Below are 26007 nucleotides of genomic sequence, written 5' to 3'. Positions count from 1 at the left end.
GTCGTACCCTGGAGCATGCCCGACCGCGACCAGCTGGTGGTGGCCGGTCGTCGCGCCTACGACGCCGCCGACTGGGCGAGCGCGCACGACCTGCTGAGCCGCGCGCGCGCCGAAGACGACGGGCTGGGCGTGGACGATCTCGTGATGCTCGCACGCAGCGGCTGGCTCGTGGGCCGGGTGCCGGAATCGCTCTCGGCGGCCGAGGCGGCTTTCCGCGGGCTGTGCGATGCCGGACGCATGGACGAGGCCGCGATGAACGCGCTGCAGCTGAGCATGCTCTGGTACACGCGCGGCGACATGGCCGTGGGGGCGGCCTGGCTGAACCGGGCCCGGCGCCTGCTCGCCGATCTGCCCGACGGCCCGCCGCACGCCTATCTCGCCTACATCGAGGCCGCCGCCGAGGCGATGGAGGGCATCGAGTCCGCGCAGCCGCACATCGCCCGGCTCGCCGATCTCGCCCGTCGGTTCCCGACGCCGTCCGTGCAGGCGCTGAACCTCGTGGTCGCGGGCCTGGACAATCTGCGCGCCGGCGACACCGCTCGCGGCTTCGCCCAGCTCGACGAGGCGATGCTCCCGGTGCTCGCGAACGAGCTGCCCGCGGAGTGGGCGGGAGACATCTACTGCACCGTGATGCACGTCTGCCATCAGCTGGCCGAGTACCGGCGCATGGACGAGTGGACCCGCGCCACCGAGAACTGGTGCCGGACGCTGGGAAGCGACGCGATCTATGCCGGCATCTGCCGGGTGCACCGGCTCGAGCTGCGCAGCGCGCGCGGCGACTGGGACGACGTCGAGACGCATCTGTCGCGGGTGAGCATGGACCTCGCCGGCGGGAACCCGTGGATCGCGGGCGAGGGCTTCTATCAGCTCGGCGAGCTGCGGCGGCTGCGCGGTGCGGCCGCCGCCGCACGGGAGGCGTTCGCGCAGGCGCGCGAGTCGGGGATCGACCCTCAGCCCGGCGAGGCCCTGCTCGCGCTGCAGACCGGCGACGGCGCTGCGGCGTGGATGGCCATCCGGGCGGCCCTGGCAAGTCGTGGCCCGATGGCGCGGGTGCGCCTGCTCCGGGCCGGCGTCGAGATCGCCCTGAGCCAGGGACAGGTCGCCGACGCCCGCGACCTCGCCGCAGAGCTGCGAGCCGCCGCCGACGAGTACCGCAGTCCCGGCTTCCGGGCTTGGGCGGACCACGCGGAGGGGATGCTCGCGCTCGCCGACGGCGACGCGCGTCGTGCCCTGGCGGCGCTGCGCCAGGCGGAGGACGCTTTCCGCCGGCAGCGACAGGCGTTCGAGCACGCCCGGGTGCTCGCGCTGCTCGCGCGCGCGCACGAGGTGCTCGGCGACCGCATCGCGGCCGCCGGCGCGCAGAGCGCGGCGGACGAGATCGTGCAGCGTCTGGGTGCCCACCCGGACGCCGTCCGCACGGCGGTGCCCGTTGCGGCATCCACCGGTCCGCTGACCGCCCGCGAAGCGGAGGTGCTCGCCCTCGTGGCGGAGGGTGCGAGCAACCGGCAGGTCGCCGACGCCCTGTTCCTCAGCGAGAAGACGGTGGGCCGGCACCTGGCGAACATCTACGCGAAGATCGGCGTCGGCTCGCGCACCGCGGCCGCTTCCTGGTGGCGCGAGAACAGTCGCTGACTGCATGATTCGCCCCATCGGCGTGTGACATCTGCATGGTTCTGCCGATGTGCGCTGCTGCGCGCCGTCCGTAGCGTCGGATCCGCGCGGCAGAACGCCGCCTTCAGAACGGAGCAGACATGTCCACCATCATCGAAACGTCCGCCCCGGCGAACGAGTCCGCCGAAGCCTTCTCAGAGCGGCTGATGGACGCCATCCTCGGCTGGGCCGACGTGATGACCGTGTACTTCGGCGAGCGGATGGGCTGGTACCAGAGCCTCGTCGAGCACGGCCCGAGCACGGCCGCCGAGCTCGCGGCGCGCACCGGCACCTCGCCGCGCTACGTCCGCGAGTGGCTCGAGCAGCAGGCCGTCAGCGGCATCCTGCGCATCGCCGACGATGCCGGCGGCTCCGCCGAGGAGCGCCGTTTCGAGCTGCCCGCCGGCGCAGCCGAAGTGCTCACCGACGAGAGCAGCCTCGCCTACCTCGCGCCCTTCGCGCGGCTGGCCGCGGCAACCCCCGTCGACCGCCTCACGGAGGTGTACCGCACCGGGGAGGGAGTCAGCTGGGCTGAGCTCGGCGACGTCGCGCGGATCGCGCAGGCGCAGATGAACCGGCCCTGGTTCGCGCAGCTGCCGGGCTTCCTCACGGGTGCCCCCGAGCTCGACAGCGTCCTCTCCCGCCCGGGTGCCCGGGTCGCCGACGTCGGCTGCGGCGCGGGGTGGTCGTCCATCGAATTGGCGCGCGCCTACCCGGGGCTGCGGGTCGAGGGCTTCGACATCGACGGCCCTTCGGTCGAGATGGCGCGGCACAACGCCGCACAGGAGGGCCTGTCCGACCGGGTGGTCTTCCACGAGACCGACGCCGATCGGCTGGCCGATCACGGGCCGTTCGACGCGGCCTTCGCGTTCGAGTGCCTGCACGACATGCCCCGGCCGGTCGATGTGCTCGCCGCGATGCGCGCGGCGACGCCGCACGGCCCGGTCGTCATCATGGACGAAGCCGTCGGCGAGCAGCTGGTCGCCCCCGGCGGCCAGATCGAGCGACTGATGTACGCGCTGAGCCTGGTCTGCTGCCTGCCCGACGGCATGTCGCACCAGCCCAGCGCCGCCACCGGCACGGTGATGCGGCCCGACACCCTGCGCGAGTATGCGCGGGCTGCGGGCTTCGCCGACGTCGACGTCCTCCCCATCGAGGACTTCGCGTTCTTCCGGTTCTACTCGCTGAGCTGAGCCGCCAGCAGTTCGAGCGTCTGCGTGCGGCCGGGCGAGGCATCCATCGGCTCTGCCTCGCGGGCCGCCGCGACCGGCGAGACCATCACCTCGTCGACCTCCCAGCGCTCGGCGAATGCGCGGAGCTCGGCGGCGACGGGGGCAGGCTCGCCGACGAACCAGGTCGACCGGGTGCCGGCGATGATCGAGTCGGCGAGGCCGTCGAACTCCGCCGACCCCGACTGCGCCTCCTCGACCGTCTCGAGGGGGCGCAGCGGCTTGTTCATGCGCAGCCGCGCCATCATGCGCAGCTGCGGCAGGGCGCGCTCCTCGGCTTCGGCCGTGGTCGGTGCGACCACGACGTTCGCGGTGAGGAAGGTGCGCGGCTCAGGGTGCTCGGGCGTCGCCTGGTACTGCGAGCGGTACAGCTCGAGCGCGCGCTCGAGGCCCTGCCCCGAGAAATGGTTCGCGAACACATAGGGCAGGCCGAGCGCCGCTGCCAGCTGGGCCGAGTAGTCGCTGGATCCGAGCAGCCACACCTCCGGAGCAGAGGTGGCGGCGGGGGTCGCGTGGATGTCGTAGGTGCCGCCGCTGGCGAACTGCACGACGGCTCCTTCCGGCGAGGCGAGCCGGGCGATGTCGCGGACGTGGTCCGGGAAGCGCTCGACGTCGCTGGTGGTGCCCGACATGCGCAGCAGCTGGGTGATGACCGGGTCGCTGCCGGGGGCCCGGCCGATGCCGAGATCGATGCGCCCGGGCGCCAGCGCCTCGAGGGCGGCGAACTGCTCCGCCACCACGAGCGGCGAGTGGTTGGGGAGCATCACCCCGCCCGAGCCGACCCGGATCCGCTCCGTGCGGGCGGCCGCGGCGGCGACGAGCACCGGTGGCGTCGTCGAGGCGACGGCGGGCATGTTGTGGTGCTCGGCGAACCAGTAGCGGGTGAGCCCGAGACGGTCGGCGGTGCGGGCGAGGTCGAGGGATGCCGCGACCGCCTGTGCACTGGTCTGCCCGGTGCGCACCGGGACGAGGTCGAGGACGGACAGCTGAGGTGAGATGGTCATCCCCACCCTCAACCCCGCCCCGCGCCCGCGCTATTCCGCGCCCGCGCGCGATGCTGATGGCCGGCTCGCTCAGGCCGGGAGGGGCTCGTCAGGCGGCGATGCGCCAGGAGCGTCTGTCGGGTGGTGGATCCCACAGCCACCGGAGCGGGGATGTCGACCGCAGCACGATCGGCTCTTGCCCCAGGTGCGGGGGCGGGTGCAGCACGAAGGGCTCGGTGCCGGTGCGGGTGATCCGCCACGCGTTGTTGTGCAGGCTCAGGTGATGGTACCGGCAGAGCAGGACGCCGCGGTCGCAATCGGTGGCGCCGCCTTCTGCCCAGGCGTCGATGTGGTGCGCTTCGCACATCTGCGGCGGCCGATCGCAACCCGGCCACACGCACCCCCCGTCGCGGGCGGCCAGCCCGATCCGCTGCTTCCTGGTGTACAGCCGCAGCTCCCGTCCCACATCGAGCGGGTTCCCGGCGGTGTCGGTCGTCAGATCCACCGTCCCCGTGACGCAGAGGGCGTGCTCGAGCACCGGCCCGGGGATCACGAGGTGCCCGTCGTCGGTGCAGGCGGTGGCGATCAGCCGCCCGAACGCATCCCGCAGCGCCTCTTCACCGGTGACGGCGTCCTTCATGGTCACCAATCGGACGCCGGCCTGATTGGCTCCGTACACATCGTGATGCTGCGCGGCCACGCCGGCACGGAGCAGGTCGACCAGCAGGTCGTACGCCAGCTGGTCATTCGATCTCGGGTCCGTCGCAAGGTCGTCGGCGCCCCGCTTCTCGTCGTCGGCGACGAACCGGGGTCCGCCGCGGCGCGGGGACAGGGCCGTGGAGAGCAGCTGCTCCATCCACGCGCCCATCTCGGGGTCGTACACGACGCGGCCGTGACGGACTCCGTCGCGGTCGGTCCAGAACCGGTGCGAGCGCCGGTCGAAGGCCTCCGCATGGCGAGTCTGCGCCCCTTGCGGGTCGACCAGGTCCCGCAGCGCACGCGCTCGTGCGGCCAGGTCCTCCACGGTGCAGGTCGGCGCCTCGTCGAGAAGCTGCATCGCCGCCGCCTGCCACGCCACTGCGGCCTCGGAATCCTCGAGGCCCGCTTCAGGAGCCGGATGTCCCAGCCCACGCATGATCGCGTCATGCTGCACGGTCGTGATCGACCCGGCCAGGAGCGCGTCATCGACCGGGTGGTGCCACGGCCGCTCCGCCGGGACCTGCTCGTCGGGGGTCTCGGAGTCAGGCGTGCGCGCGGCGCCCTGCAGGAGCGACTCGCCGACCTTCACTGTTCGAATCGCCTCACCCCGGGTCACTCCTGCGACGTCGCGGATGAACTCCACCGCGGTGCGGTGCCCGGTCTCCTGCACCAGGCCGCCATGCCCGTGCTCTCGGCCCGACCGGGCCGCCGCGACGCCCGCCAGCACCGACGTGAGCGTGTCGACCTGCCGGGACAGCGTCACGACCTCGGTCAGCGCATCCCGCACCGAGCGATCCGACAGCGACACCACCGCGGAGGGCAGGGCCGCGGCATCCACATCCAGCTCCTCGAAGACCGCGAGACGCTTCATCGCGTCGCGCATAGATTCGAAGATCGTCATGAACCCAGTATGACGACCACCACCGACATCCCCGTCGATTTGCTGCAAACTGATGAGAGGAGGCGAACAAAGATTCTAGAAGCCGGACGTATCGTGGCCGTTCGGCAGCGTCACCACGAGCCCGCTGGGCACGACCCGGCAGGCGACCCGCGTCGCCTCGCCGAACTCGTCGCCGTCCAGCTGCACCGCGATGGGCTTCTCGGCCGCGACCTCGATGCCGCCGCCGCGCAGGTAGCGGACCGAGGCATCCCTTCCCCGGCGCTGCAGCACCAGCCGCCCCGCCCGGAACCGGCGCAGCACGCTGTTGTCCCACCACACCTTGCGCCACACGCCCAGCCACCCGAACCACCCGCTGGGCTGGATCACGGCGATGTCGAGCGTGCCGTCGGTGATCGACGCCTGCGGCACGAGTGAGATGCCCGCCGGCAGCGCCCCGCAGTTCGCGAACAGCACGCTCTGCACGCGCGCGGTGTGCATGCGGCGGCCCTCCACCTGATACACGATGCGGAACGGGCGGGCACCGGGCAGTGAGCGGGCCGCGCCGTCGACGTACGCCACCCAGCCCACCGCCTTCTTCAGCTGCGGATTGGTGTTGGCGATCATCGCGGCGTCGAGGCCGATACCGCCCATGACGACGAACGCATGCTCCTCGGCCTCGCTGCCGGGGTGGGTGATCGTCGCCATGCCCACGTCGATGGCGATCCTGTCGCCGTCGAAGGCGGACCGCACCATGTGCTCGGGTTCTGCCAGGGGCAGGTCGAGGTTGCGGGCCAGCAGGTTGCCGGTGCCGCTGGGCACGATCGTGAGCGGCACGTCGGTGCCGGTGAGCGCCTCCGCCACCGCACGGACGGTGCCGTCGCCGCCGGCGACGAGCACGGCGTCGGCTCCGGCGTCGACCGCCTCGCGCGTGACCGCCTGCCCCAGGTCGTCCACCGTGGTCTCGAAGAACAGCGGCTCGCCCCAGCCGGCCTGAGCCGCCTGCGTGGTCACAAGCGTGCGCAGCGCCTTCTTGTCGACCTTGATCGGGTTGTACACGAGCGCGGCGCGTCGTTGCGGGTGCGCTCGCTCGGCCATGGACAAACCCTAGCGTCGTGAGGCCCCTGGCTAGACTGGGCTGGGTGATCGATCCTCTGCTGCTGCGCGACGACCCCGACCTGGTGAAGCGGTCTCAGATCGCGCGCGGGCACTCGCCCGAGACGGTGGATGCCGCACTCGCCGCCGATCGCGAGCGCCGTGCCGCGATCGCGGCCTATGAAGAGGTGCGGGCCGCGCAGAACGCGTTCGGCAAGACCGTCGCCAAGGCTCCGAAGGAGGAGAAGGCGGCGCTCGTGGCCGAGGCCAAGGGTCTGGCCGAGAAGGTCAAGCTCGCGCAGCAGCGGGTGACGGATGCCGAAGCCGCTGCCGAGGACGTGATCGGCCGCATCGAGAACGTCATCATCGACGGCGTCCCCGCCGGCGGGGAAGACGACTTCGTCGAGCTGCGGCGGGTCGGAGACATCCCGTCGTTCGATCCCGCGTCCTTCCCGGACGGGCCGCGCGACCATCTCGCCCTCGGCGAGCTGCTGGGCGCGATCGACATGGAGCGCGGCGCCAAGGTCTCGGGAGCGCGCTTCTACTTCCTGCGCGGCGTCGGGGCGCGGCTCGAGATCGCCCTCATGACGATGGCGCTGAACAAGGCGCTCGAGAACGGCTTCACGCCGATGATCGTGCCGACGCTCGTGCGGCCCGAGATCATGCGGGGTACCGGCTTCCTCGGCGAGCACGCCGACGAGGTGTACCGGCTCGAAGCCGACGACCTGTATCTGGTGGGAACGAGCGAGGTGCCGCTGGCGGGGTACCACAAGGACGAGATCATCGACCTGTCCGGCGGCCCGCTGCGCTATGCGGGGTGGTCGTCGTGCTATCGGCGCGAGGCGGGCTCGCACGGCAAGGACACCCGCGGGATCATCCGCGTGCACCAATTCAACAAGCTGGAGATGTTCGTCTACGCCGATCCGGCCGACGCCGAGGCCGAGCACCTGCGGCTATTGGGCTGGCAGGAGGAGATGCTGCAGGCGCTCGGGCTCTCGTACCGCGTGATCGACATCGCCGCGGGCGACCTGGGCTCCAGCGCCGCGCGCAAGTACGACGTCGAGGCCTGGGTGCCCACGCAGGGTGCGTACCGCGAGCTCACCTCCACCTCGAACTGCACCACGTACCAGGCGCGACGCCTCGACATCCGCCACCGCCGCGAGACCGGCAGGACGCAGCACGTGGCGACCTTGAACGGCACGCTCGCCACGACACGATGGATCGTCGCGCTGCTGGAGACGCATCAGCGCCCGGACGGGTCGGTCGTCGTGCCCGAGCCGCTGCGCCCCTACCTCGGCATGGACGTCCTGGAGCCGGTGTCTTGACTCCGGGTGCGCACCTGCCCGAGACGGGCAGCGTCGAGGTCGTCCCGCGGGCCGAGGCCGTCGAGGTCGTCGAGGGCGTCGCGCAGCACGAGCTCACGACGCGGCGGCTGCTGATCGCCCTCGACATCGACGGCACGGTGATCCTCGAAGACGAGTCGCTGAGCCCCGGCGTCGTCGCCGCCGTGCGGCATGCGCGCGAGGCCGGGCACGAGGTCATGGTCGCCACGGGGCGCAGCTGGGCCTCGACCCGAGGCATCCTGCGCGTCCTCGAGCTCGCGCCCGAGTACGTCGTGTGCTCGAACGGCGCGGTGGTCCTGCGCCGCGTCGACGCGGACGACCTGGCCTACGAGCGGGCGCATATCGAGACCTTCGACCCGGTGCCGGTCCTGCATCTGCTGCGCGAGCATCTGCCGCACGCGAACTACATGGTGGAACAGCCCGACGGCCACCGGCTCTACACCGACCACATGCAGGACTGGAACCTCGCCCAGGCCGAGCGGGTGACCTTCGACGAATTGGGCCGGTCGCCGGTCTCGCGCATCGTGGTGGTCTCGCCCGGTCAGGACGAAGAGGACTTCTCGCACCTGGTCGAGAGCATCGGCCTGAACCAGGTCTCGTACGCGATCGGCTGGTCAGCGTGGCTCGACATCGCCCCGCACGGCGTCGACAAGGGCACCGCGCTCGAGCTGGTGCGCGGCTGGCTGGGCATCGCACCGGAGGACGTGCTCGTCATGGGCGACGGCCGCAACGACGTCGGCATGTTCCGCTGGGCGCTCGAGAACGGCGGCCGCGCGGTGGCGATGGCGCAGGGTCCGCAGGAAGTGCTGGATGCCGCGGGCGAGATCACCACGTCCGTGCAGGAAGGCGGCGTGGCCGCCATCCTGCGTTCCCTGGGCGCCACCGAGCACGGGCCGCGCGCCGTGCTGGAGTGAGGTGCGGGCGCTCAGTTTCCCCACAGCCGGCGCTGGAAGGATGTTGCGCGGCCGATCGGTAGACTCGACCCGATCGGCGGAGCCTCGTGTTCCGTCGGGAGGGTTGTCCGAGCGGCCGATGGAGCTGGTCTTGAAAACCAGTGGGCAGCGATGTCCCGTGGGTTCGAATCCCACACCCTCCGCTGAAGCGGCGATCGTTCTCCGGAGCGGCTGCCGAAGCATCCACCTGCAGGTTCTTCCACCCCCCGAGAGGACCCCGTGAGAACGTCGAGGCCCGCACGCCGCACGCGCCGTCCGGTGGCGCAGCATGCGCGACTGACCTCGCCGAACCCGTTCGGGCAGATCGCCACGATCCTCGCCGTCGTCCTCATCGTCGCGCTCGTCAGCGGCGTCAGCACTGCCGGCTTCGCCCTGTGGAACGCCACCCAGACGGTCGCCGACCACGCGGTCAAGCTCGAGGACGACGTGCAGCTGCCGCCGACGATCGGCGAGATCGAGGGCGGCGTGAACCTGCTGCTGGTGGGCACGGACTCGTGCGAGGGTCAGGACCTCAAGCTCTTCCCGCGGTGCAAGCACGACGACGGTGGCGAGCGCAACGACGTGACGATGCTCGTGCACATCGGCGACAGCCCGCGGCGGGTGACGGTGGTGTCGTTCCCGCGCGACATGATGGTGCCGATCCCCTCCTGCCCGGACGGCGAGGGCGGACGGTACTCCGCGATGAGCTCGCAGATGATGAACGCGTCGTACATGTACGGCGGGCTCGCGTGCACCGTGCTGACCGTCGAGCAGCTGACCGGCATCGACATCCAGTTCGCGGGCGCGATCCGCTGGACCGGCGTGATCAACATGTCCGACGCCATCGGGGGCGTGGACGTCTGCGTCGCGGGTGAGATCCGCGACCGGCACACCGGCCTGCACCTGACCGAGGGCACCCACACGCTCAAGGGCAGCAAGGCGCTGCAGTTCCTGCGCGTGCGGCACGGCATCGCGGACGGCTCGGACCTGGGCCGCATCTCGAACCAGCAGCAGTTCATGTCGTCGATGGTGCGCAAGCTCCAGTCCGGCGCAGTGCTGTCGAACCCGGGCACGCTGTTCAACCTCGCCACCACCGCGATGCAGCAGGTGACCAGCAAGCAGCTGCTGCTGAGCGAGTCCCTGGCCAACCCCACGCGGATGGTGCAGATCGCGATGGCGGTCAAGGACGTCGACTACGGCGACATCGTGTTCGTGCAGTACCCGACCCGATACGCCGAGGGCGGCAAGCGCGTGCTGCCCCTGACCGACTCGGCCGATGTGCTGTTCAAGGCGCTCGCCGACAACAAGCCGATCAAGCTCACCGGCAAGACCAGCCCCGGAGCATCCGACTCGCAGACCGTCAAGGGCGAGGTCACGCCCACGCCGTCGGCTTCGCCGACACCCACCGGCACCGCGTCGCCGACGCCGGGTGCGACCTCGTCGCCGCCGCCGACGGAGGAAGCCGTGGACCTGCCGGACGTGATCACCGGGCAGACCGCCGCCCAGGTGACCTGCACCAACCCGCAGCGGTAGGGGTCTGAGCGCGGCGAAATGCGGGCCTGTCGTGCCGCCTGCGACGAGGGAGGCGACCAGAGGGGCCGGCGATTCCGCCTCGCCGGCGGGACCGGTTATGATTACTGGGCGCATCGGGTGCTTGAGAGCCGGATGCCTGGAGACGTCGCATAGTCAGGCCTAGTGCACCACCCTGCTAAGGTGGAGTCCCCGTAAGGGGACCGAGGGTTCAAATCCCTCCGTCTCCGCCAGAAAATACCTGGTCAGTGGCTGATTCCCAAGCCACTCTGACTCCCAGTGCCCGGATTGATGGTTGGCCCTGAAGCGGGCCGTGCGGACTCAGTGCGGACCGGCGTCAACCCGTCAAGGTGTCGGAGGGCCGCGACCTCCTGGGCTTCTCCGAGTACGTGGGCGTAGATGCGCAGCGTCGTTGAGGCGTTCCTGTGACCAAGCCACTGCGCGACCTGGTGAACTGGGATGCCTGACCTCAGCCAGTGCGATGCTGCGTAGTGCCTGAGATCGTGGATCGTGTGCCCGGGAGCGGTGTTGGCCCACCGCACGTATCGCCGGAACAGATTCCCGCGCAGCTGCTTGCCGGTCTTAGATACGAACAGGTACTCCTTCGCGGCGCGGCCGCTGGCGCGGGAGCGCGCGATCTCATGTGCGCGGGCGGTCAGCGGCACCCGGCGCGACGTTCTGTTCTTTGTGCCCTTCTCGGCGTAGCCGTCCGATTGTGCTCGAGTGACTCGAAGCGCGGGGTAGGGGACGTCCTGGAGATGATCGACGCGCGTAGCGCGCAACTCCGACCATCGCAGTCCAGTGAGGCTGAGGAACTCGGTGACCTCAGCCATCCAGGGATTCAACTGGGTCTGCGCGGCGAGTGTCGCGGACAGTTCGTCATCTGTGAAGGCGTTCACCTCGTCCTCGACTTCGGCGGCTTGATCTCCGGAGGGCATGGGGACGGCGCGCACAGGATTCTTCAGCCGCATCCGCTCGCGAACGGCGAACTGAAACAGAGCGCTCAGGGACGTCCGCGCCCGAGACACGGTGGAGTGAGCCTTGGTTCGAAGCTCCGCGGTGAGATGGTTTGCGACGTCGCTCTCGGAGATGGCGCTGATGGGCAGAGTGGCCCACGTGCGCGGCGTGTTGGCAAGGTTGTCCCGATCGGTTCGCCAGGTGTGAGGCACCACCTGCCCGACACGCGCTCGGAGAAACTCGTCCATGACTTGCGCGAACGTCTTGTCGCTCTGGCTTGGGGGTGTGAACTCACCGAACTGGATGGCGCGATACTGCTCGCGCTCCCATGCTTCGGCATCTGCCTTGCGGTCGAATGTCTTGTAGCCGACGACTCGCTGTTGGTGCTTGATGCGAACGCCGTAGCGCACCGCGCCCGAACTGGTGCGGCGTCGCTCGATGCTCAAGGTTCGACCCCGGCGAGTCGGTGTACGTCGATGCGTCGATACACGCGTCGATGTTCGGTCAGCCGTATCGGCTCAACCGGTGCCCGGCCCGCCAGTGCCAGCGAGCGCAGCGTGGTCCGGTGGATGCCGAGAAGGGCGGCGGTCTCGGACTCGGAGTAGAAGAGGCACTCGAGGTCGGTGCGGCGCTCCCGCTCGCGATCTGCTTTGCGGCCGGGAGTGTGAGGAAGCGTTCGCAGGTTGTCAATGACCATTGGCTGGTCGGCCGACGTTTGATGTCATGCCGGCGAGCCATCCTGCGGCGCGGGCTTTCTGGATCCAGTCGGAGGCGGTGCGTTCGGGGACGTCGAGCTCGACTGAGATGAGCTTGACGGGTGGCAGGTCCGCGAGGGCGGCGGTGCCGTAGAGGATCTCGATGACCGCCCACCGTTCGTCCTTCATCCCACGCTTGACGACGGCCTGTGCCATCCACGGCGGGATGATCCTGCCCTCGGTGGAGGTCAGGTCAGCGATGGTCGTCCACGCCGCGTCGTCGCTGTCGTCCAGCTGCAGTGAGACGCAGTGGGGGATCGCTGCCTGGAGCAGACCCTGGAGGGCGGTGTGCTTGAGGCGTTCCTCGCGGAAGTCCGGGGCGATGGCGCGGTTGACGATGGTCGTGATGACGTATCGCCCACGTTCCGCGCTGTAGTGCGCTTCGATCGTGGTCTCGATCCCGGCCGCGTCGTCTGCCGCGGTGGCGACGAATGCGGGTGCGATACGCAACGCGGCCCCGACGGGTTCGGTGGCGTCCTGTGACGTCATCGTGGTGCCGGCGGGTGTCTTCACGTCGACCTTCACCCCCTTAGTTTGCCTTACCGCGATTGCGTTCCGCAGAACCTCTTGACTAACCATACGCATAAGAGGTTTAGTAATGTCAATAGGAATTTGAGATCCGCAACTGCGGGAGTTCGGGAGGTCGGCATGAGGATCATCGCCATCGCGAACCAGAAGGGCGGGGTCGGCAAGACCACGGTCACGATGCAGCTGGGCGCGGCACTGTCCCGCCGGTACCGGGTGCTGGTGGTCGATGTGGACCGGCAGCGGTCGACGGTGTGGTGGGCGGAGAACGTGCGCGAACGGTTGCCGTTCGACTTCTCCGGTGACCAGAACCCGCGCGTGCTGGCCAGGTTGCGTGAACTGCGGGTCGAGTACGACTTCGTTCTGGTGGACACCCCGGGCAACCTCGAGGACACCCCGGTGCTGGAGACGGTGCTGGATGCCGCCGACTACGCCGTCGTCCCGCTGACACCGGAACCGCTCGCGGTGGAACCCACGATGCGGACCATCACCCGGCTGATCGAGCCCCGACACGTCCCGTACGCGGTGCTGCTGAACCGGATCGATGGGCGTATCCGGTCGCAGCTGCCCGTCTGGCAGAGCCTGCTCGATACCACGTGGGGTGTGCCGCGGTTCGATGCGTACCTACGTCAGTTCAAGTCGCAGTCCGACGCGCCCGTGCTGGGGCAGCTGGTCACGACGCTGCGTGACAACCGGCGCACCGCGGGGGTCATCTCCGACGTCACCCGGGTCGGTTACGAGATGTCCGCGCAGGTCGCGCCGGCGCAGGTGCAGCCGGCCGTGGGCGGGCGGTGGTGAGCATGGGCATGATAGATCTGGCCGGCAAGCTCGACGACGCCCGGGCCCGGGTCGAGGCTGAGGTGCCGGCGCACGAGCGTGGGTTGGCGAAGTTCGCGCGCCTGACACGCAAGGACGCGCGGGTGCGGGCGGATCAGGATGCCGCGCTCTCCGCGCTCGTGAAGACCGTGATGCGCCAGCGATCGGTGAAGGCAGAGCGGATCACTGAGAACACCCTCATCCGCGTCGCGATCGACCTGCTCCTCACCCACGCCGACGCGCTCCGCGGATCCACGGAGGACGAACTCCGGGAGTCCGTGACTCCCCGACTCCCGAAGCTCCGAAGCCCGGGCCTCCCGACGTCACCCACTTCCGCACTTCCGCAGTCACGGACAGCGCAGGCTCCGGACTCCCACACTCCCGCGGTCAGGGACTCCGCACGTTCCGAACCCCGGGCGTTGCGAACGATGGATGCCGCGAACTCCCGTGCCTCCGCAGTCCCGGGGCCGGCGGCATCCGACCTGCGGGACATCCGCGCCACGACGCACCCGGACAGTGACGCGGTGGTGCCGGCAGCACCGACGGGCGCGGCGCGGGCGAGGGGCTGGTGAGCGTCGTGTCTGCTCGTCACGGGGACCGTCCAGCACCGGCCCGACACTCCACGCCTGTTCCGGACCCCGCTGCTGCCGGTTCTTATGCTGGAGGCCGCGATGCCGCGCAAAGGAGGTCGGATGAACGAGTACGGGCTGGTGGCGATGCGGCACTGGCAGACGCACCGTCCCGACGCGTACCGGCAGACCGAGCACCCGGAGAGCTTCTTCGCCTGGATGGGGGAGGAGATCGCAACGCGGATCGCGACGCTGACGCCCCAGCTGGAGGGGCCGGACCTGCCGGGCGAGGACCATCTCGACAAGGCGGCACGAGTAGGCGACGCGCGGGTGCGGGCGAGGCAGCTGGCGTTCGAGGACTTCGGCATCACACTGACCCCGGAGCTGACCGGGGCGGAGTGGGAAGACACCACCGAGGACCAGGCGAACACCGAACACGGGTGGGCGCGGGAGGGGACGCCGCCCATCGAGTAGCCGCGCCACGGTTCGCCCCCACCCCGGGCGAGCAACCTCCCCGAGACGGAGCGCCCACCGGCTCGGAGAGACGAGCGGGGCGGACCCGATGACCACTGTCACCGTGTACACGACCGGCCTGTCGTGCCCGCAGTGCGCGCTCACCGAGAAGGTGATGACCGCGGCTGGCATCCCGTTCACCGACGTCGACCTCACCAGGGATGAGAACGCCGCAGCCCGCGACTACGTCACCGGTGACCTCGGCTACACGAGCGCGCCCGTTGTGGTCGTCGACGACCACAACCACTGGTCGGGCTTCCAGCCCGACAAGATCAGACGGCTCGCCCAGTACCTCGGGGGGGGCCCGATGAACCCGCTCAGCGCACGACGCCCCTGTTCGAACCGACCTGCACACCGCCGGCGGGCGGTCCACGGATGAGGAGATGATGACCGTGTCTGACGACGAAGCCTTGGATCGCATCGACGAGCATTCGGATGAGGTGCGCCGGCAGATCGCCCGCGCCCAGGCGCGACTGTATGACCGTGAGAGGCAGCGCCGGGAGGATCGCCGTGCGTACGCGCGGGAATACTATGCGAAGAACCGGGAGCAGCAGCTCGAGTATCAGCGGCAGCAACGCAAAACGCAACGCGAGAAGGACCCCGAGCGGTACCGGGAACTTCGCCGGGCCCGCGCGAAGCGGTGGCGTGACCGGCACAAAGAGACCGAGAACGCCAGGAAACGGGCCCAGTACCGCCGCGACCCGCAGCCCGCGCTGGAGCGTCGCGCCCGGTACTACGCCGAGCACGCTGAGGAGATCAAGGCGAAGCGTCGGGAACGGTACGCGGCGAACAAGCAGAAGGCTCTCGCCCAGCAGCAGGCGTTGCGTGACCGGGAGAAGCGGCGACGGGATGCCGGGCTCCCCGTCCGCCGGCTGCACCCCGTCGACCCGGCGGGCATCCGGGCCCATGCGGAAGCTGCCGATGAGTTCTTCGCCCGCCCGCGCAGCCGGGCGGACATGCAACGCATCCGCGACCAGGACCTGCCCACACCACCCGAGTGGGTGGATGCGTGGCAGCGTGACTGCCGCAGAGCCCGTGCCGCCTACCACCTCGCCGAGCAGCGGGAAGAACTCGCACGACTTCACAAGGAGCTCGACCGGGCACGCCCCGGCCCGAAGCCAAAGCCGCGGCTCACCGCGGCGCAGATCGAGGAGGCACGCCTCGACGCGATCGGACGGCAGGTCAACGACCGGCTCCGCCGCGAACCACGCCGGCGGCCGCACGACGGTGACCCTGCCGCCCCGCACCCCATACTCACCCCGACCACCACGATGGGAATGAACCGATGACCGCCACAACCCCGAACGGGAAGCGACCGATGATCGACCGTGCAGACACCGAGACCGTGCTGTACCGGGTCGCGATCAGCGCCTTCACCTACTACCCCGGCAAGGAGGCGGAGGAGCCCGGCTACACCGTCGAGGAGGACCTCGCGTGGTGTCTCGCACCGCTCGCGGCTCACCCCGCCATCGTCGACGAGCTGCGCACCAGGATCCGGTTGCTCATCACCGACCCGACGGCGGACCGGAGGGGGTTCCTGGCGACCCTCGCCCAGCTCGCCGGAGATCACTGATCAGCCCGGTCGCGGAACCGCTTCCTGGCCGCCGATCGTAGCTCCCTCCACGGTGCTCCGTTCCGGCCCTGCGGCATATCCTCCCTCGCTGCGCTCCGTCCGGTAATCCTCGGACTCGGCACTGCGCACCCCTCCGGTCGCGCAACGACGCCACTGCCAGCAAACGCCACCATGCAGTCAACAAGGCGGCGGCACGATCACTACATGGAGTCGGCAGGGGGTGTTGCGGCGAGCGCCCGCTGGACGGCGTTCGGGCTGACTCCGAGTACCCGGGCGATGTGGCTGGTCGGTCGGCCGAGGTTTCGCAGCTCGATCGCCATCGCGACCCGGTCCGGGGTCATCACCGTAGGCCTGCCCGGTCGACGTCCCTTCGTCGCTGCCGTCGCCATCCCCGCCCGGGTCTGCAGACTGACCAGCCGTCGCTTCAACGCCTCCAGTTCCGCATACAACTCTGCGGTGTCCGCGACCGTGCCGTCACCGGTGCACAGTGCCGGCTCGGCCAACGACCGAAACCACACCCCTCGCGTGCCGAGCTGCGCCATCGTGGACAGAAAGTGCGGGACGGTGACCGACAGCCGGACCGCGGAGGTCACCAGGAGGCGGTCGCCAGGCTCGAGGGACTCGAGGCATGCGTGGAGCACCGGACGGGTGCCGGCATCCGGCCCATCTTCCTCAGCGAACACCTCAGTTGCCCCCGCGCGACGCAACTCATCCGCATCCGTCGTGGTCCCTTCGCCGGGCAGCAGCTCACGCGTGTAGCCGACCAACCGGGTCATCGCGAGATGCCCCCGCGTTCGGGACCGGTGGGCGCCACCACCGGCGCCGCCGCGTCCACCGTCGGCTCAGTCTGCAGCGCCCGGCGCAGAGCAACAAGGCGCGCGACCGTCCTCTGCTCCATCGCCGTGGCAAACTTCCCATCCGCGGGGACATGCAGCTCGGGGATCACCTCCCGCAGCGACGTCTCGTGCAGCTCGACCAGCACCTGGGTGACATCCCGCGGCAGGTCACGCCGCGACGCCGCGAAGCCGGTCACGTGGTTCAGCTCGCTCAACCACTGCGTCGCATCAAACCGCCCCATCCGCGCCGACTGCGCAGCCACCAGCGCCGCACCCGCGCCACGGAACGCATCGTCGCCCCCCGCACGATCGGCATCGAAGACAATACGCCCGTCACGACTGACCACGGTGAGCCGGTCGACGGATGCCGCAGCCTCAAGCTCCGCGACCAGCGTCCGTGTCGCGTCGAACCCGCGGTCATGCACCTCACCGCTCACGGAACGCGCCGGCTCGCCTGCCTGCACGCTGCGCAGGTGAAGTGAGAGCACGGACAGCATGCTCTCCGCCCGACGCGACGCGACCACCACCACCCGCGTCCGGAAGCCCTCGGCGGCGAAGCGTGCGGCGGTCGCGATGACCACAGATGGGTCGTTGAAGCTCCCATCGAGCAGCAGAGATCGGCGGTTCTTCCGTGCGTACCGGATGCACCCGCTCACCCACGACGCGGTGGCACGGCCAAGGGCCTGCGCGGCCTCTGGCAAACGGCTGCGCTCAAGTTCACCAAGGCGAGGGTGGAACGCGCGCAGATCATCACTGTTGATGACCGCGAGATCATCACCGTGATCCGCCATCGCCACACGCACGGCCCGGGATCTGCCCGCACCCGGCTGCCCGGCCAGCACGACCAGCATTGGCGTCGCGCTCGCCTGCTCGGAGGGGAAACATGCGGGAAGGATGTCGCGTTCCAGGATCGCCGACAGCTCCGCCTCGCCCAGCTCCCACTCGCTCACGACGCGGCTCCCGAGAGCTCCCGGATTCTGGCATCGATCCGCTCCGACAGGGCAACCACCGATGCGCGGTCGTACCCGTCGGTGGACAGCACCTCACGGCGACGCTCGATGATCTCACGACGGACCTCATCCGCATGCCGGGGGTCCCGGTCGATCGCCTGAAGCAGCAGGGCGGTCAGCGCTGACGCGGCCTCACGCATCCGCTCGTATGTGACGACATCGTTGACCCGCCACGGTGAGTTCTCCGCCAATCGTCCCTCCTGGCATCCATGCTAGAGGTCGCTGTCGAAAAGGTGATCCACGAGTTTCGGAGACAGGGCGGGGGCTGTCCGTCTCACGATCTTCCCTCGGGCGCCCGGTGCCGGTGTGGAACGGTGGCGAATAGGATTCGAGTACCTGTGTCGATGGGGGGCGGAAGGACTTGAGCAACAACCACGCCACGTTCATCTGGTCGATCGCGGATCTACTGCGGGGCAGCTTCAAGAAGCACCAGTACGGCGACATCATCCTCCCCTTCACCGTCCTGCGGCGGCTCGACGCGGTGCTCGCCCCCACAAAGCAGGCCGTGTTCGCCGCCGTCGAGCAGGCGACCAAGGACGGCATCCCAGTGCGGGCGTCACTGCTGCGCAACAAGGCAGGGCACGAGTACTCATTCTGGAACGAGTCCCGGTTCGACCTGAAGACGGCCCTCGGCGACTCCGAGAACCTCGCGGCGAACCTGCTCGACTACGTCACCGGCTTCTCCGACAACGTCAAGGACATCTTCGACAAGTACAAGATCGCCGACCGCATCGCCGAACTCGACGAGCACGACCTGCTGTTCCTCATCACACAGCGGTTCGCCGCGGTCGACCTATCGCCAGCGACGGTGCCGAACGAAGAGATGGGTCACATCTTCGAGGAGCTCATCCGCAAGTTCGCCGAAGACTCGAACGAGACCGCCGGCGAGCACTTCACCCCGCGCGACGTGATCGAGCTCATGGTCGACATCCTGCTGGCCCCGGAGTCCGAGACACTCGCGAAGCCGAACGTGGTGCGCTCGGTGTATGACCCGACCGCGGGCACCGGGGGAATGCTGTCCGTCGCTGACGATCACATCACCAGCGCGAACCCGTCCGCGACGCTGACACTCGCCGGCCAAGAGATCAACCCGCAGTCGTACGCGATCTGCAAGGCTGACATGACGGTGAAGGGGCAGTCGGTCGACGCGATCTTCTTCGGCGACACCCTCATCAACGACGGGCATGCGGGCAAGACGTTCAACTACTGCCTGTCGAACCCGCCGTTCGGTGTGGACTGGAAGAAGCAGCAGAAGGCTGTCACCGAAGAGCACCAGGTGCGGGGATACGCCGGCCGGTTCGGCCCGGGCCTTCCCCGCGTCTCGGACGGGTCGATGCTGTTCCTGCTGCACCTGATCTCAAAGATGCGCAGCGCCGAAGACGGCGGCGGCCGCGCCGCGATCGTCCTCAACGGCAGCCCCCTGTTCACCGGCGGCGCCGGTTCGGGCGAGTCGAACATCCGCAAGTGGGTGCTCGAACGCGACCTGCTCGACGCGATCATCGCGCTGCCGACCGACATGTTCTACAACACCGGCATCGCCACCTACATCTGGGTACTCTCCACCAAGAAGACCGCCGAGCGCGCCGGCAACGTGCAACTCATCGACGGATCGAAGCTGTTCCGCAAGATGCGCAAGGGCCTCGGCTCAAAGCGCAACGAGTTGAGCCCGGAGGACATCGCCCAGATCGTGCGGCTGTATGAGGGAGAAGCGGATGCCGCGCGCTCGAAGACCTTCGACACCACCGACTTCTTCTACCGCACGATCACCGTCGAGCGTCCCCTGCGCCTGAACTGGGCACTCACGCCCGAGCGCCTCGCCGTTGCAGCGGAAGCGAAACCCCTAGCGAAAGTCGACCTCCAGCCGGTCGTTGAGCGAGCGAAGCGAGACGAAACGCCCACCACCGACCTCCCCTCCTTCCGCAAGCGCGTTACAGCCCTGCTCGCCGAGTCCGGCATCTCGCTCACAGCCCCGCAGATGAAGGCGCTGCTCTCCGCCCTGTCGGAGCGCGACGAGAACGCACCCATCGTGCTTGACGCGAAGAAGCGCCCCGAACCCGACCCGTCGCTGCGCGACATCGAGAACGTGCCGTGGAACGAAGACGTTCACGACTACTTCGACCGCGAGGTGAAGCCGTTCGCGCCCGACGCGTGGATCGACGAGTCGAAGACCAAGGAAGGCTGCGAGATCCCCTTCACCCGCCACTTCTACCAGTACGTGCCGCCGCGGTCGCTCGAGGAGATCGACGCCGACCTGGAGGCTGTGTTGGGAAGGATCCGGGCGAGGCTCGAGACGGTGAAGGCGTGACGGCGCTGAAGCCGTATCCCGAGTACGAGGACAGTGGGGTCAAGTGGCTCGGGGACATCCCTCTCGGCTGGGCGTTGCCTCAACTTCGCCGTGTTGCGACGATCATCAACGGCGGCACGCCGACCCCCGATCCGGACAATTGGGGTGGAGATGTCCCGTGGGCTACGCCAGTGGACTTGAACGCGGTGGACGGCGGAACTATTGATGAGACAGCTCGAACGCTGACCCGAGTCGGGCTCTCCTCTGGCTCGGCATCAGCGCCGACCGGGTCGATCATTCTCTCGACTCGCGCTCCTATCGGGTACTCGGCTCTCGCCGCGAGGGACATCGCATTCAACCAAGGTTGCAAGGGCATCGTGCCTAACGGCGGCCTCGACCCGAAGTTCGTCTTGTTCGTCATGCAGGCGGCACGGATGGAACTCACGCGGCGCGGACAGGGCACTACCTTTCTTGAGCTGTCGGCCTCCGCGCTCGGTGCGCTGCCCGTGCCGATCCCATCTACGGTCGAGCAACGCAGTATCGCGGTCTATCTGGACCGGGAGACGGCGGAGATCGATGCGTTCATCGCGGATCAGGAGGAGCTCATCGGGCTGCTCACCGAGCGCCGCGCCGCGACGATCACCCACGCCGTCACCAAGGGACTCGACCCATCCGTTCCGATGATGGATAGTGGCGTCGAGTGGCTGGGAGAGACTCCGAGGGATTGGACTGTCGCTTCTCTGAGACGGGTCGTACGCCGGGTCGTGCAGGGAGTGAGCCCGCAGGCCGAGTCGGGACTGTCTGATTCTGACTCTGCTGGCGTGCTTCGAGCTGGATGCGTCAACGGTGGGGTCTTCAATGATCTCGACCACAAGAGATTGCCTGACGGATTTCAGCTCGACGACGAGATCCGAGTCCGCGTAGGAGACCTGATTGTGAACCGCGCGAGCGGCAGCCCTGCACTGGTGGGCTCGGCTGCCCTGGTGCGGGACCTTCGTTTCAATCTGATCCTTTCCGACAAGACCTTCCGGCTTGACCTCAATCCTTTGGTCATCCCTGGCTTTGCCGAGTTGTACCTGAATTCGACGATTTATCGCCGGCAGATCCTCGGCGCAATCAGTGGAGCGGAAGGCCTCGCGAACAACTTGCCCATTTCGGCGCTGAAGTCGTTCGTGCTTGCGATACCGCCCGTCGCAGAGCAGAGGGAGATCGTGGTCGAAGTGGAACGCGAGACCGCCGGAATCGACGCGGCGATCGCGGATGCGCGGGAGGCGATCGCGCTGTCGCGGGAGCGGCGAGCGGCGCTGATTTCGGCGGCGGTGACTGGCAAGATCGACGTTCGAGGCGCGGCGTAGACGGTTGCGTTCCGGCTCGCTTCGCTCGCTCAACGACCAGCGGGCGGAGGGACCGTTCCATTTTCGTGACAAGCGTGCCATTATCGTCACATGAACCTGAGTGAGCCGCTGGATGGGCTCACGACCGCGGTGGAGGCGGCCGTGTTGCGGGTGCTCGCGCGCGCGGACGCGGGATTCTCTGGCCGGCAGGTTCATGCGCTCGCGGGGGTCGGGTCGACGTCGAGTGTGCACCGCGCGTTGACGGGTCTGGTGCGGGTCGGGGTGGTGACGGCGGAGCCGAACCCGCCATCGATCATCTACCGAGCGAACCGGGAGCACGTGCTCTGGCCGGTCATCGAGTCGGGGCTATCCGCGCGGCAGCGCGCGTTCGACATCATCCGCGGCTTCTTCGATGACAACGTCGGCGACGAGGTACCGGCCGAGGGGAGGGTGAGCGCCGTGGTCTACGGGTCGGTGGCGCGCCGGGAGTCGGGTCTTGATTCCGACATCGACCTGTTCCTCGTCTTCCCTGACGGGTTCGATGACGACGCGCGCGCCGACTTCACGTATCGGCTGGCCGAGCATGTCGAACGCGTCACGGGCAACGAAGCTCAGGTGTTCTACGTCGACCGGTCGGAGCTGGCCCGGCGCATCGCCGATGACGACCCCTTGGTCGCGAATGTGCGTGCCGACGGCATCCACCTGTACGGCGACCCGTTGCCGGCTCCGCTTAGGCATGCGTCGTGACGCCGCGGATCAGCCCGCGGCGGCAGCCGATAGACACCGCAGCGGTGCGCATCCGGTTTCGGGATGCAGACGCGACTTGTGTCGGCGGAGCTGCAGCTCGGTGGGGAGACCCCGCACGAGTGGAAGCACGCGGCCGAGGTCGCGGTGAGCGCGGGCATCGCCGCGAGCGACGCGATCTGCGGCCACGTGCTGGGATACAAGGTGGCGGCGGACTCGCACCGGGATGCGGTCGACGCGTTGCGGGTCGCGACCGACGCGGGCACGGCCAAGCACCTGAACGCACTGCTCGAGGTGAAGTCGGCCCAGTCGTATGGGAATCGGCTTCCGACGAAGGCAGACGCGACAAGGTCCGTGCAGCACGCGCGTCGACTGGTGGATGCCGCGACCGCGGCGTTGGAGAAGTGAGAGGCTTCGATGGGGATCCAGCACGAGGACGCGTTCGAGGTCGAGCTGTGCGAGTACCTGGCGGCTCGTGGCTGGGAGTACTCGCGCAACGACGATGGCTACGACCGTGACCGGGCCCTGTTCCCGGCGGACGTGTTCGCGTGGCTCGAACAGACGCAGCCCGAGCAGCTCGAGAAGCTCGTTAAGCCTCTGGCGACGGAGGCGTCGCGTGAGCTGGGGCGAAAGCAGATCCTCGATCGCATCGCGGCGGCCCAGACGACCGACCCCATGAACGGCGGCGGCACGCTCAACGTGCTCAAGAGCAACGTCGGGGCGCTCAACGCGAAGTTCTCGCTGTTCCAGGCGCGCCCCGCGACGACGCTGAACGCGACGACACTGGAGCGATTCGCGGCGAACCGGCTGCGGGTGATGCGACAGGTCGAGTACTCCACGAAGCACGGCAACCGGATCGACCTGGTGCTGTTCGTCAACGGCATCCCGGTCGCGACCATCGAGCTGAAGACCGACCTCACCCAGAACCTCGCCGCGGGCCTCACGCAGTACGCGCACGACCGCAAACCCGAGGGCGAGCCGCTGCTCACCTTCGGCCGCGGCGCGCTGGTGCACTTCGTCGTCACGAACGAAGAAGTGCACATGACCACCAAGCTCGACGGCTCGAACACCCGGTTCCTGCCGTTCAACCGAGGCAAGAACAACGGCGCCGGCAACGCCGCGATCCCGGGCACGAGCCCGACCGCGTACTTCTGGGAAGAGATCCTCGACCGCGACACGTGGCTGGATCTCGTGGGCAGGTTTCTGCACTACCGGTTCGATGAGAAGACCGACCCGATCGACGGGAAGAAGACGTACGACAGGGCACTGCGGTTCCCCCGCTACCACCAGTGGCGGGCGGTCACGAAGCTCGAGCGCGCGGTGCTCGACGAGGGCCCGGGCCGCAACTACCTGATCCAGCACTCCGCCGGGTCGGGCAAGACCGACTCGATCGCGTGGACCGCGCACCGCATGGCTCAGCTGCACAATCCGGACGGCACGAAGGTGTTCGACGGTGTCATCGTGGTCTCCGACCGGCAGGTGCTCGACGGGCAGCTGCAGAAGGCGGTCAAGCAACTGGAGACCACGTCCGGGGTGTTCCAGGCGATCACCCGCGGCGGTGACGCGTCTAAATCCGCGCAGCTGGCCGACGCGCTGCTGGCCGGCAAACAGATCATCGGCGTGACGCTGCAGACCTTCCCGCACGCGCTCACGACCATCGAGAGCAACGCGGGCCTTGCGGGTCGTCGTTATGCGGTCATCGCCGACGAGGCCCACTCGTCGCAGAGCGGTGAGGCGGCGGCATCCCTCAAGCAGGTCCTCACGGCGGGTGCGAACACCTCGGACGATCCGGATGCCGGAGAGGAGGCATCCATCGACGTCGAAGACGTGCTCGCCGACGTGATGGCCCGCAAGGTCGGCATCGGCACGATCTCGTTCTTCGCGTTCACGGCGACCCCGAAGGGCAAGACGGTCGAGCTTTTCGGCCGCGAAGATGAGACGGGGGTGAAGCGCGAGTTCGACCTGTACTCGATGAAGCAAGCCATCGAGGAGGGGTTCATCCTCGACGTGCTGAAGAACTACCTGACCTACGATCTCGCGTTCCGCCTCGCCCACACCGACACCGCGACCAGGCTGGATGTCGAAATCGACACGGCGAAGGCCGGCAGCGAGGTGATGCGGTGGGTGCGGCTGCACCCCACGAACATCGCGCAGAAGGTCGCGATCATCGTCGAGCACTTCCGCACGAACGTGCGCAGCGAGCTCGGCGGCCGGGCGAAGGCGATGGTCGTCACCGGGTCACGCAAGGAGGCCGTGCGGTACAAGCTCGCCATCGACGCCTACCTGAAAGAGCACCACCTCGACAGGCAGATCGGGGCGCTGGTCGCGTTCTCGGGTGCAGTGACCGATACCGAGTCCGGCCCGGACGAGTTCACCGAGGCATCCATGAACCCGGGGCTGAAAGGGCGCAAGCTCGAGGTGGCGTTCGGTGGCGACGAGTTCCAGGTGATGATCGTCGCGAACAAGTTCCAGACCGGGTTCGACCAGCCGCTGCTAGTGGGAATGTATGTCGACAAGAAGCTGTCAGGGATCACCGCGGTGCAGACCCTGTCGCGGCTGAACCGGGTGATCCCCGGCAAGGAGAACACGTACGTCATCGACTTCGTCAACGATCCCGACGAGATCCGTGCCGCATTCCAGGTGTACTTCGAGGACGCCGAGCTCACGATGCCGAGCGACCCGAACATCATCCACGACATGCTCGGCAAACTGCGCGCGATGAACATCATCGACACCCACGATGTGGACGCGGTGGTGGATGCCTGGCTCACAAAGCACAGTCACAACACCCTGTACTCCCACATCAAGGCCTCCCGCGACGTGTTCTGGGACCGGTGGCGGGCCGCGGTCGACGACGGCGACGAGCTGGAGAAGGGGCGGCTCGAGGAGTTCCGCAGCACCGTGTTCGCGTTCGTGCGGGCCTACGACTTCCTGTCGCAGATCATGGACTACGGCGACACCGACATCGAGAAGTGGGCCATCTTCCTGCGCGTCTACCGGCGCGCGATCGAACGCGACGAACCGGACGCCACCGCGATCAACACAGACGACATCGTGCTCACCCACTACCGGCTCCGCAAACTCGAGGCGCAGTCGTTGGAGTTGACGCCGGGTGAATCGGGCGAGCTGGCCGGGATCACTGCGGCCGGGTCGGCGCAGCCGCGCGAGGCGAAGTACGGGCTGTTGCAAGACGTGCTCGACAAGATCAACGCCCTCTTCGCCGGGTCAGACGTCGATGAAGTCAACGGTGTCAGTGCCGCCGAGACGATCCTCCGCCACGTGGTCGACAACCCCAAGATCCAAGCCGAAGCCATGGCCAACACGGCCATCGACTTCGAGACATCACCGACGATCGTCGCTGAGCTTGAGGATGTGATGTATGCGTCAGCCGCCGGGCACAGCAACGCCATGAAGGCGCTGTTGCAGAAAGGCGACTTCGGGGCGATCGTGGAGGTATTAGTTGCGATGGGGCTCTACGAGAAGACGCGTGGGGAAGCGGAGCGGGCGGCCGCTGCGGGGTGACGCCGGAGCAATTGCGGACAGACGCGCAGGCGGCCTTGCGGGGTCCGCTACGGGAGAACTCACTCACGTGTCAAGGAAAGTCCCTACTCACTTCCGAGCACCCACCGCAACGCGTTCTCGGTGTCGCGGGGCGAGGCATCCGGTCGGGGTTGGCTTTCGCGCCGGTGCGTGTCCAGGCACACGCCGGAAACGCAGACCGTGTCACCGTACCTTTCCGAAGGCCCTGGGAAG

Annotated in this window: 24 protein-coding genes and 2 tRNA genes; 18 read left to right on the top strand and 8 right to left on the bottom strand. The window is 68.5% G+C overall.

Annotated elements, in window-relative coordinates; genetic code table 11:
* Positions 1-15 precede the first annotated feature (15 nt).
* Both ACIWQI_RS03200 and ACIWQI_RS03195 read left to right on the top strand, forming a co-directional pair.
* Positions 16-1632, top strand: coding sequence for a LuxR C-terminal-related transcriptional regulator (locus tag ACIWQI_RS03200; protein ID WP_396655652.1), 1617 nt, complete (start codon positions 16-18; stop codon positions 1630-1632).
* Positions 1633-1751: 119 nt separating this feature from the next.
* Entirely contained in the window at positions 1752-2843 is a 1092-nt protein-coding gene (locus tag ACIWQI_RS03195; protein ID WP_396655651.1) for a class I SAM-dependent methyltransferase, read from the top strand.
* Here ACIWQI_RS03195 and ACIWQI_RS03190 read toward each other — a convergent pair.
* The 3 genes from ACIWQI_RS03190 to ACIWQI_RS03180 all read right to left on the bottom strand — a co-directional run bounded on the left by ACIWQI_RS03190 (position 2828) and on the right by ACIWQI_RS03180 (position 6536).
* Positions 2828-3883 (bottom strand): LLM class flavin-dependent oxidoreductase, encoded by a 1056-nt coding sequence (locus ACIWQI_RS03190; RefSeq protein WP_396655650.1) that lies wholly within the window; start codon positions 3881-3883, stop codon positions 2828-2830. The genes ACIWQI_RS03195 and ACIWQI_RS03190 overlap by 16 nt on opposite strands.
* 88 nt (positions 3884-3971) lie before the next feature.
* Positions 3972-5462, bottom strand: coding sequence for a DUF222 domain-containing protein (locus tag ACIWQI_RS03185; RefSeq protein WP_396655649.1), 1491 nt, complete (start codon positions 5460-5462; stop codon positions 3972-3974).
* 75 nt (positions 5463-5537) lie between these two features.
* Positions 5538-6536, bottom strand: a complete 999-nt coding sequence (locus tag ACIWQI_RS03180) for a diacylglycerol/lipid kinase family protein (protein WP_396655648.1) — start codon at positions 6534-6536, stop codon at positions 5538-5540.
* A 44-nt stretch (positions 6537-6580) separates the two neighbouring features.
* Here ACIWQI_RS03180 and serS point away from each other — a divergent pair, with 44 nt between their 5' ends.
* The 5 genes from serS to ACIWQI_RS03155 all read left to right on the top strand — a co-directional run bounded on the left by serS (position 6581) and on the right by ACIWQI_RS03155 (position 10571).
* The gene (gene serS, locus ACIWQI_RS03175; protein WP_396655647.1) at positions 6581-7858 is read left to right on the top strand and encodes a serine--tRNA ligase; all 1278 of its coding nucleotides are present in this window, start codon (positions 6581-6583) and stop codon (positions 7856-7858) included.
* Positions 7855-8790: an HAD hydrolase family protein gene (locus ACIWQI_RS03170; protein WP_396655646.1), complete on the top strand. Its 936-nt coding sequence runs from the start codon at positions 7855-7857 to the stop codon at positions 8788-8790. Before serS ends, ACIWQI_RS03170 begins: the two co-directional genes overlap by 4 nt.
* A 97-nt stretch (positions 8791-8887) precedes the next feature.
* A tRNA-Ser gene (locus ACIWQI_RS03165) sits at positions 8888-8972 on the top strand.
* A 76-nt stretch (positions 8973-9048) separates the two neighbouring features.
* Positions 9049-10341: an LCP family protein gene (locus ACIWQI_RS03160; protein ID WP_396655645.1), complete on the top strand. Its 1293-nt coding sequence runs from the start codon at positions 9049-9051 to the stop codon at positions 10339-10341.
* 138 nt (positions 10342-10479) lie between these two features.
* Positions 10480-10571: transfer RNA gene (locus ACIWQI_RS03155), tRNA-Ser, on the top strand.
* A gap of 12 nt (positions 10572-10583) precedes the next feature.
* Here the strand turns inward: ACIWQI_RS03155 and ACIWQI_RS03150 are convergent.
* Together ACIWQI_RS03150 and ACIWQI_RS03145 are read right to left on the bottom strand one after the other, a co-directional pair.
* A complete protein-coding gene (locus tag ACIWQI_RS03150) occupies positions 10584-11741 on the bottom strand; it encodes a tyrosine-type recombinase/integrase (protein ID WP_396655644.1) in 1158 nt (385 codons plus the stop codon).
* Between the two features lie 240 nt (positions 11742-11981).
* Positions 11982-12575 carry a hypothetical protein gene (locus ACIWQI_RS03145; RefSeq protein WP_396655643.1) on the bottom strand — a complete coding sequence of 198 codons (594 nt, stop codon included), beginning with the start codon at positions 12573-12575 and terminating at the stop codon, positions 11982-11984.
* A 123-nt stretch (positions 12576-12698) separates the two neighbouring features.
* Between ACIWQI_RS03145 and ACIWQI_RS03140 the strand changes: the two genes are divergently transcribed.
* The 6 genes from ACIWQI_RS03140 to ACIWQI_RS03115 all read left to right on the top strand — a co-directional run bounded on the left by ACIWQI_RS03140 (position 12699) and on the right by ACIWQI_RS03115 (position 16046).
* Complete coding sequence (locus tag ACIWQI_RS03140) at positions 12699-13373, top strand: ParA family protein (RefSeq protein ID WP_396655642.1); 675 nt, start codon at positions 12699-12701, stop codon at positions 13371-13373.
* A gap of 2 nt (positions 13374-13375) precedes the next feature.
* A complete protein-coding gene (locus ACIWQI_RS03135) occupies positions 13376-13963 on the top strand; it encodes a hypothetical protein (RefSeq protein WP_396655641.1) in 588 nt (195 codons plus the stop codon).
* A 120-nt stretch (positions 13964-14083) separates the two neighbouring features.
* Positions 14084-14434, top strand: a complete 351-nt coding sequence (locus ACIWQI_RS03130) for a hypothetical protein (protein ID WP_396655640.1) — start codon at positions 14084-14086, stop codon at positions 14432-14434.
* An 88-nt stretch (positions 14435-14522) separates the two neighbouring features.
* A complete protein-coding gene (locus tag ACIWQI_RS03125) occupies positions 14523-14852 on the top strand; it encodes a glutaredoxin family protein (RefSeq protein WP_396655639.1) in 330 nt (109 codons plus the stop codon).
* A 7-nt stretch (positions 14853-14859) separates the two neighbouring features.
* Entirely contained in the window at positions 14860-15762 is a 903-nt protein-coding gene (locus ACIWQI_RS03120) for a hypothetical protein (protein ID WP_396655638.1), read from the top strand.
* A 29-nt stretch (positions 15763-15791) separates the two neighbouring features.
* Positions 15792-16046, top strand: coding sequence for a hypothetical protein (locus ACIWQI_RS03115; protein WP_396655637.1), 255 nt, complete (start codon positions 15792-15794; stop codon positions 16044-16046).
* Positions 16047-16246: 200 nt separating this feature from the next.
* Here the strand turns inward: ACIWQI_RS03115 and ACIWQI_RS03110 are convergent, their stop codons facing one another.
* From ACIWQI_RS03110 to ACIWQI_RS03100, 3 genes are read right to left on the bottom strand one after another with little or no spacing between them, the layout of a single operon-like run.
* Positions 16247-16813, bottom strand: a complete 567-nt coding sequence (locus ACIWQI_RS03110; RefSeq protein ID WP_396655636.1) for a recombinase family protein — start codon at positions 16811-16813, stop codon at positions 16247-16249.
* A gap of 5 nt (positions 16814-16818) precedes the next feature.
* Positions 16819-17832, bottom strand: coding sequence for a zeta toxin family protein (locus ACIWQI_RS03105; RefSeq protein ID WP_396655635.1), 1014 nt, complete (start codon positions 17830-17832; stop codon positions 16819-16821).
* A complete protein-coding gene (locus ACIWQI_RS03100) occupies positions 17829-18083 on the bottom strand; it encodes a hypothetical protein (protein WP_396655634.1) in 255 nt (84 codons plus the stop codon). The genes ACIWQI_RS03105 and ACIWQI_RS03100 overlap by 4 nt, the downstream gene beginning before the upstream one ends.
* A gap of 170 nt (positions 18084-18253) precedes the next feature.
* Here ACIWQI_RS03100 and ACIWQI_RS03095 point away from each other — a divergent pair, with 170 nt between their 5' ends.
* The 5 genes from ACIWQI_RS03095 to ACIWQI_RS03075 all read left to right on the top strand — a co-directional run bounded on the left by ACIWQI_RS03095 (position 18254) and on the right by ACIWQI_RS03075 (position 25776).
* Positions 18254-20197 (top strand): N-6 DNA methylase, encoded by a 1944-nt coding sequence (locus ACIWQI_RS03095; RefSeq protein ID WP_396655632.1) that lies wholly within the window; start codon positions 18254-18256, stop codon positions 20195-20197.
* On the top strand, positions 20194-21531 hold the full coding sequence (locus ACIWQI_RS03090) for a restriction endonuclease subunit S (protein ID WP_396655631.1): 1338 nt from the start codon (positions 20194-20196) through the stop codon (positions 21529-21531). Before ACIWQI_RS03095 ends, ACIWQI_RS03090 begins: the two co-directional genes overlap by 4 nt.
* Positions 21532-21621: 90 nt before the next feature.
* A complete protein-coding gene (locus tag ACIWQI_RS03085; protein ID WP_396655630.1) occupies positions 21622-22257 on the top strand; it encodes a nucleotidyltransferase domain-containing protein in 636 nt (211 codons plus the stop codon).
* Between the two features lie 63 nt (positions 22258-22320).
* Positions 22321-22662 carry a hypothetical protein gene (locus tag ACIWQI_RS03080; RefSeq protein WP_396655629.1) on the top strand — a complete coding sequence of 114 codons (342 nt, stop codon included), beginning with the start codon at positions 22321-22323 and terminating at the stop codon, positions 22660-22662.
* A 9-nt stretch (positions 22663-22671) separates the two neighbouring features.
* Positions 22672-25776, top strand: a complete 3105-nt coding sequence (locus ACIWQI_RS03075; RefSeq protein WP_396655628.1) for a type I restriction endonuclease subunit R — start codon at positions 22672-22674, stop codon at positions 25774-25776.
* The last annotated feature ends 231 nt before the right edge of the window (positions 25777-26007 follow it).

The organism is Microbacterium sp., assembly GCF_044508325.1.
GTDB lineage: Bacteria > Actinomycetota > Actinomycetes > Actinomycetales > Microbacteriaceae > Microbacterium.
The sequence above is the reverse complement of the archived record's forward strand: the minus strand, read 5'-3'. Positions and strand labels throughout refer to the sequence as shown.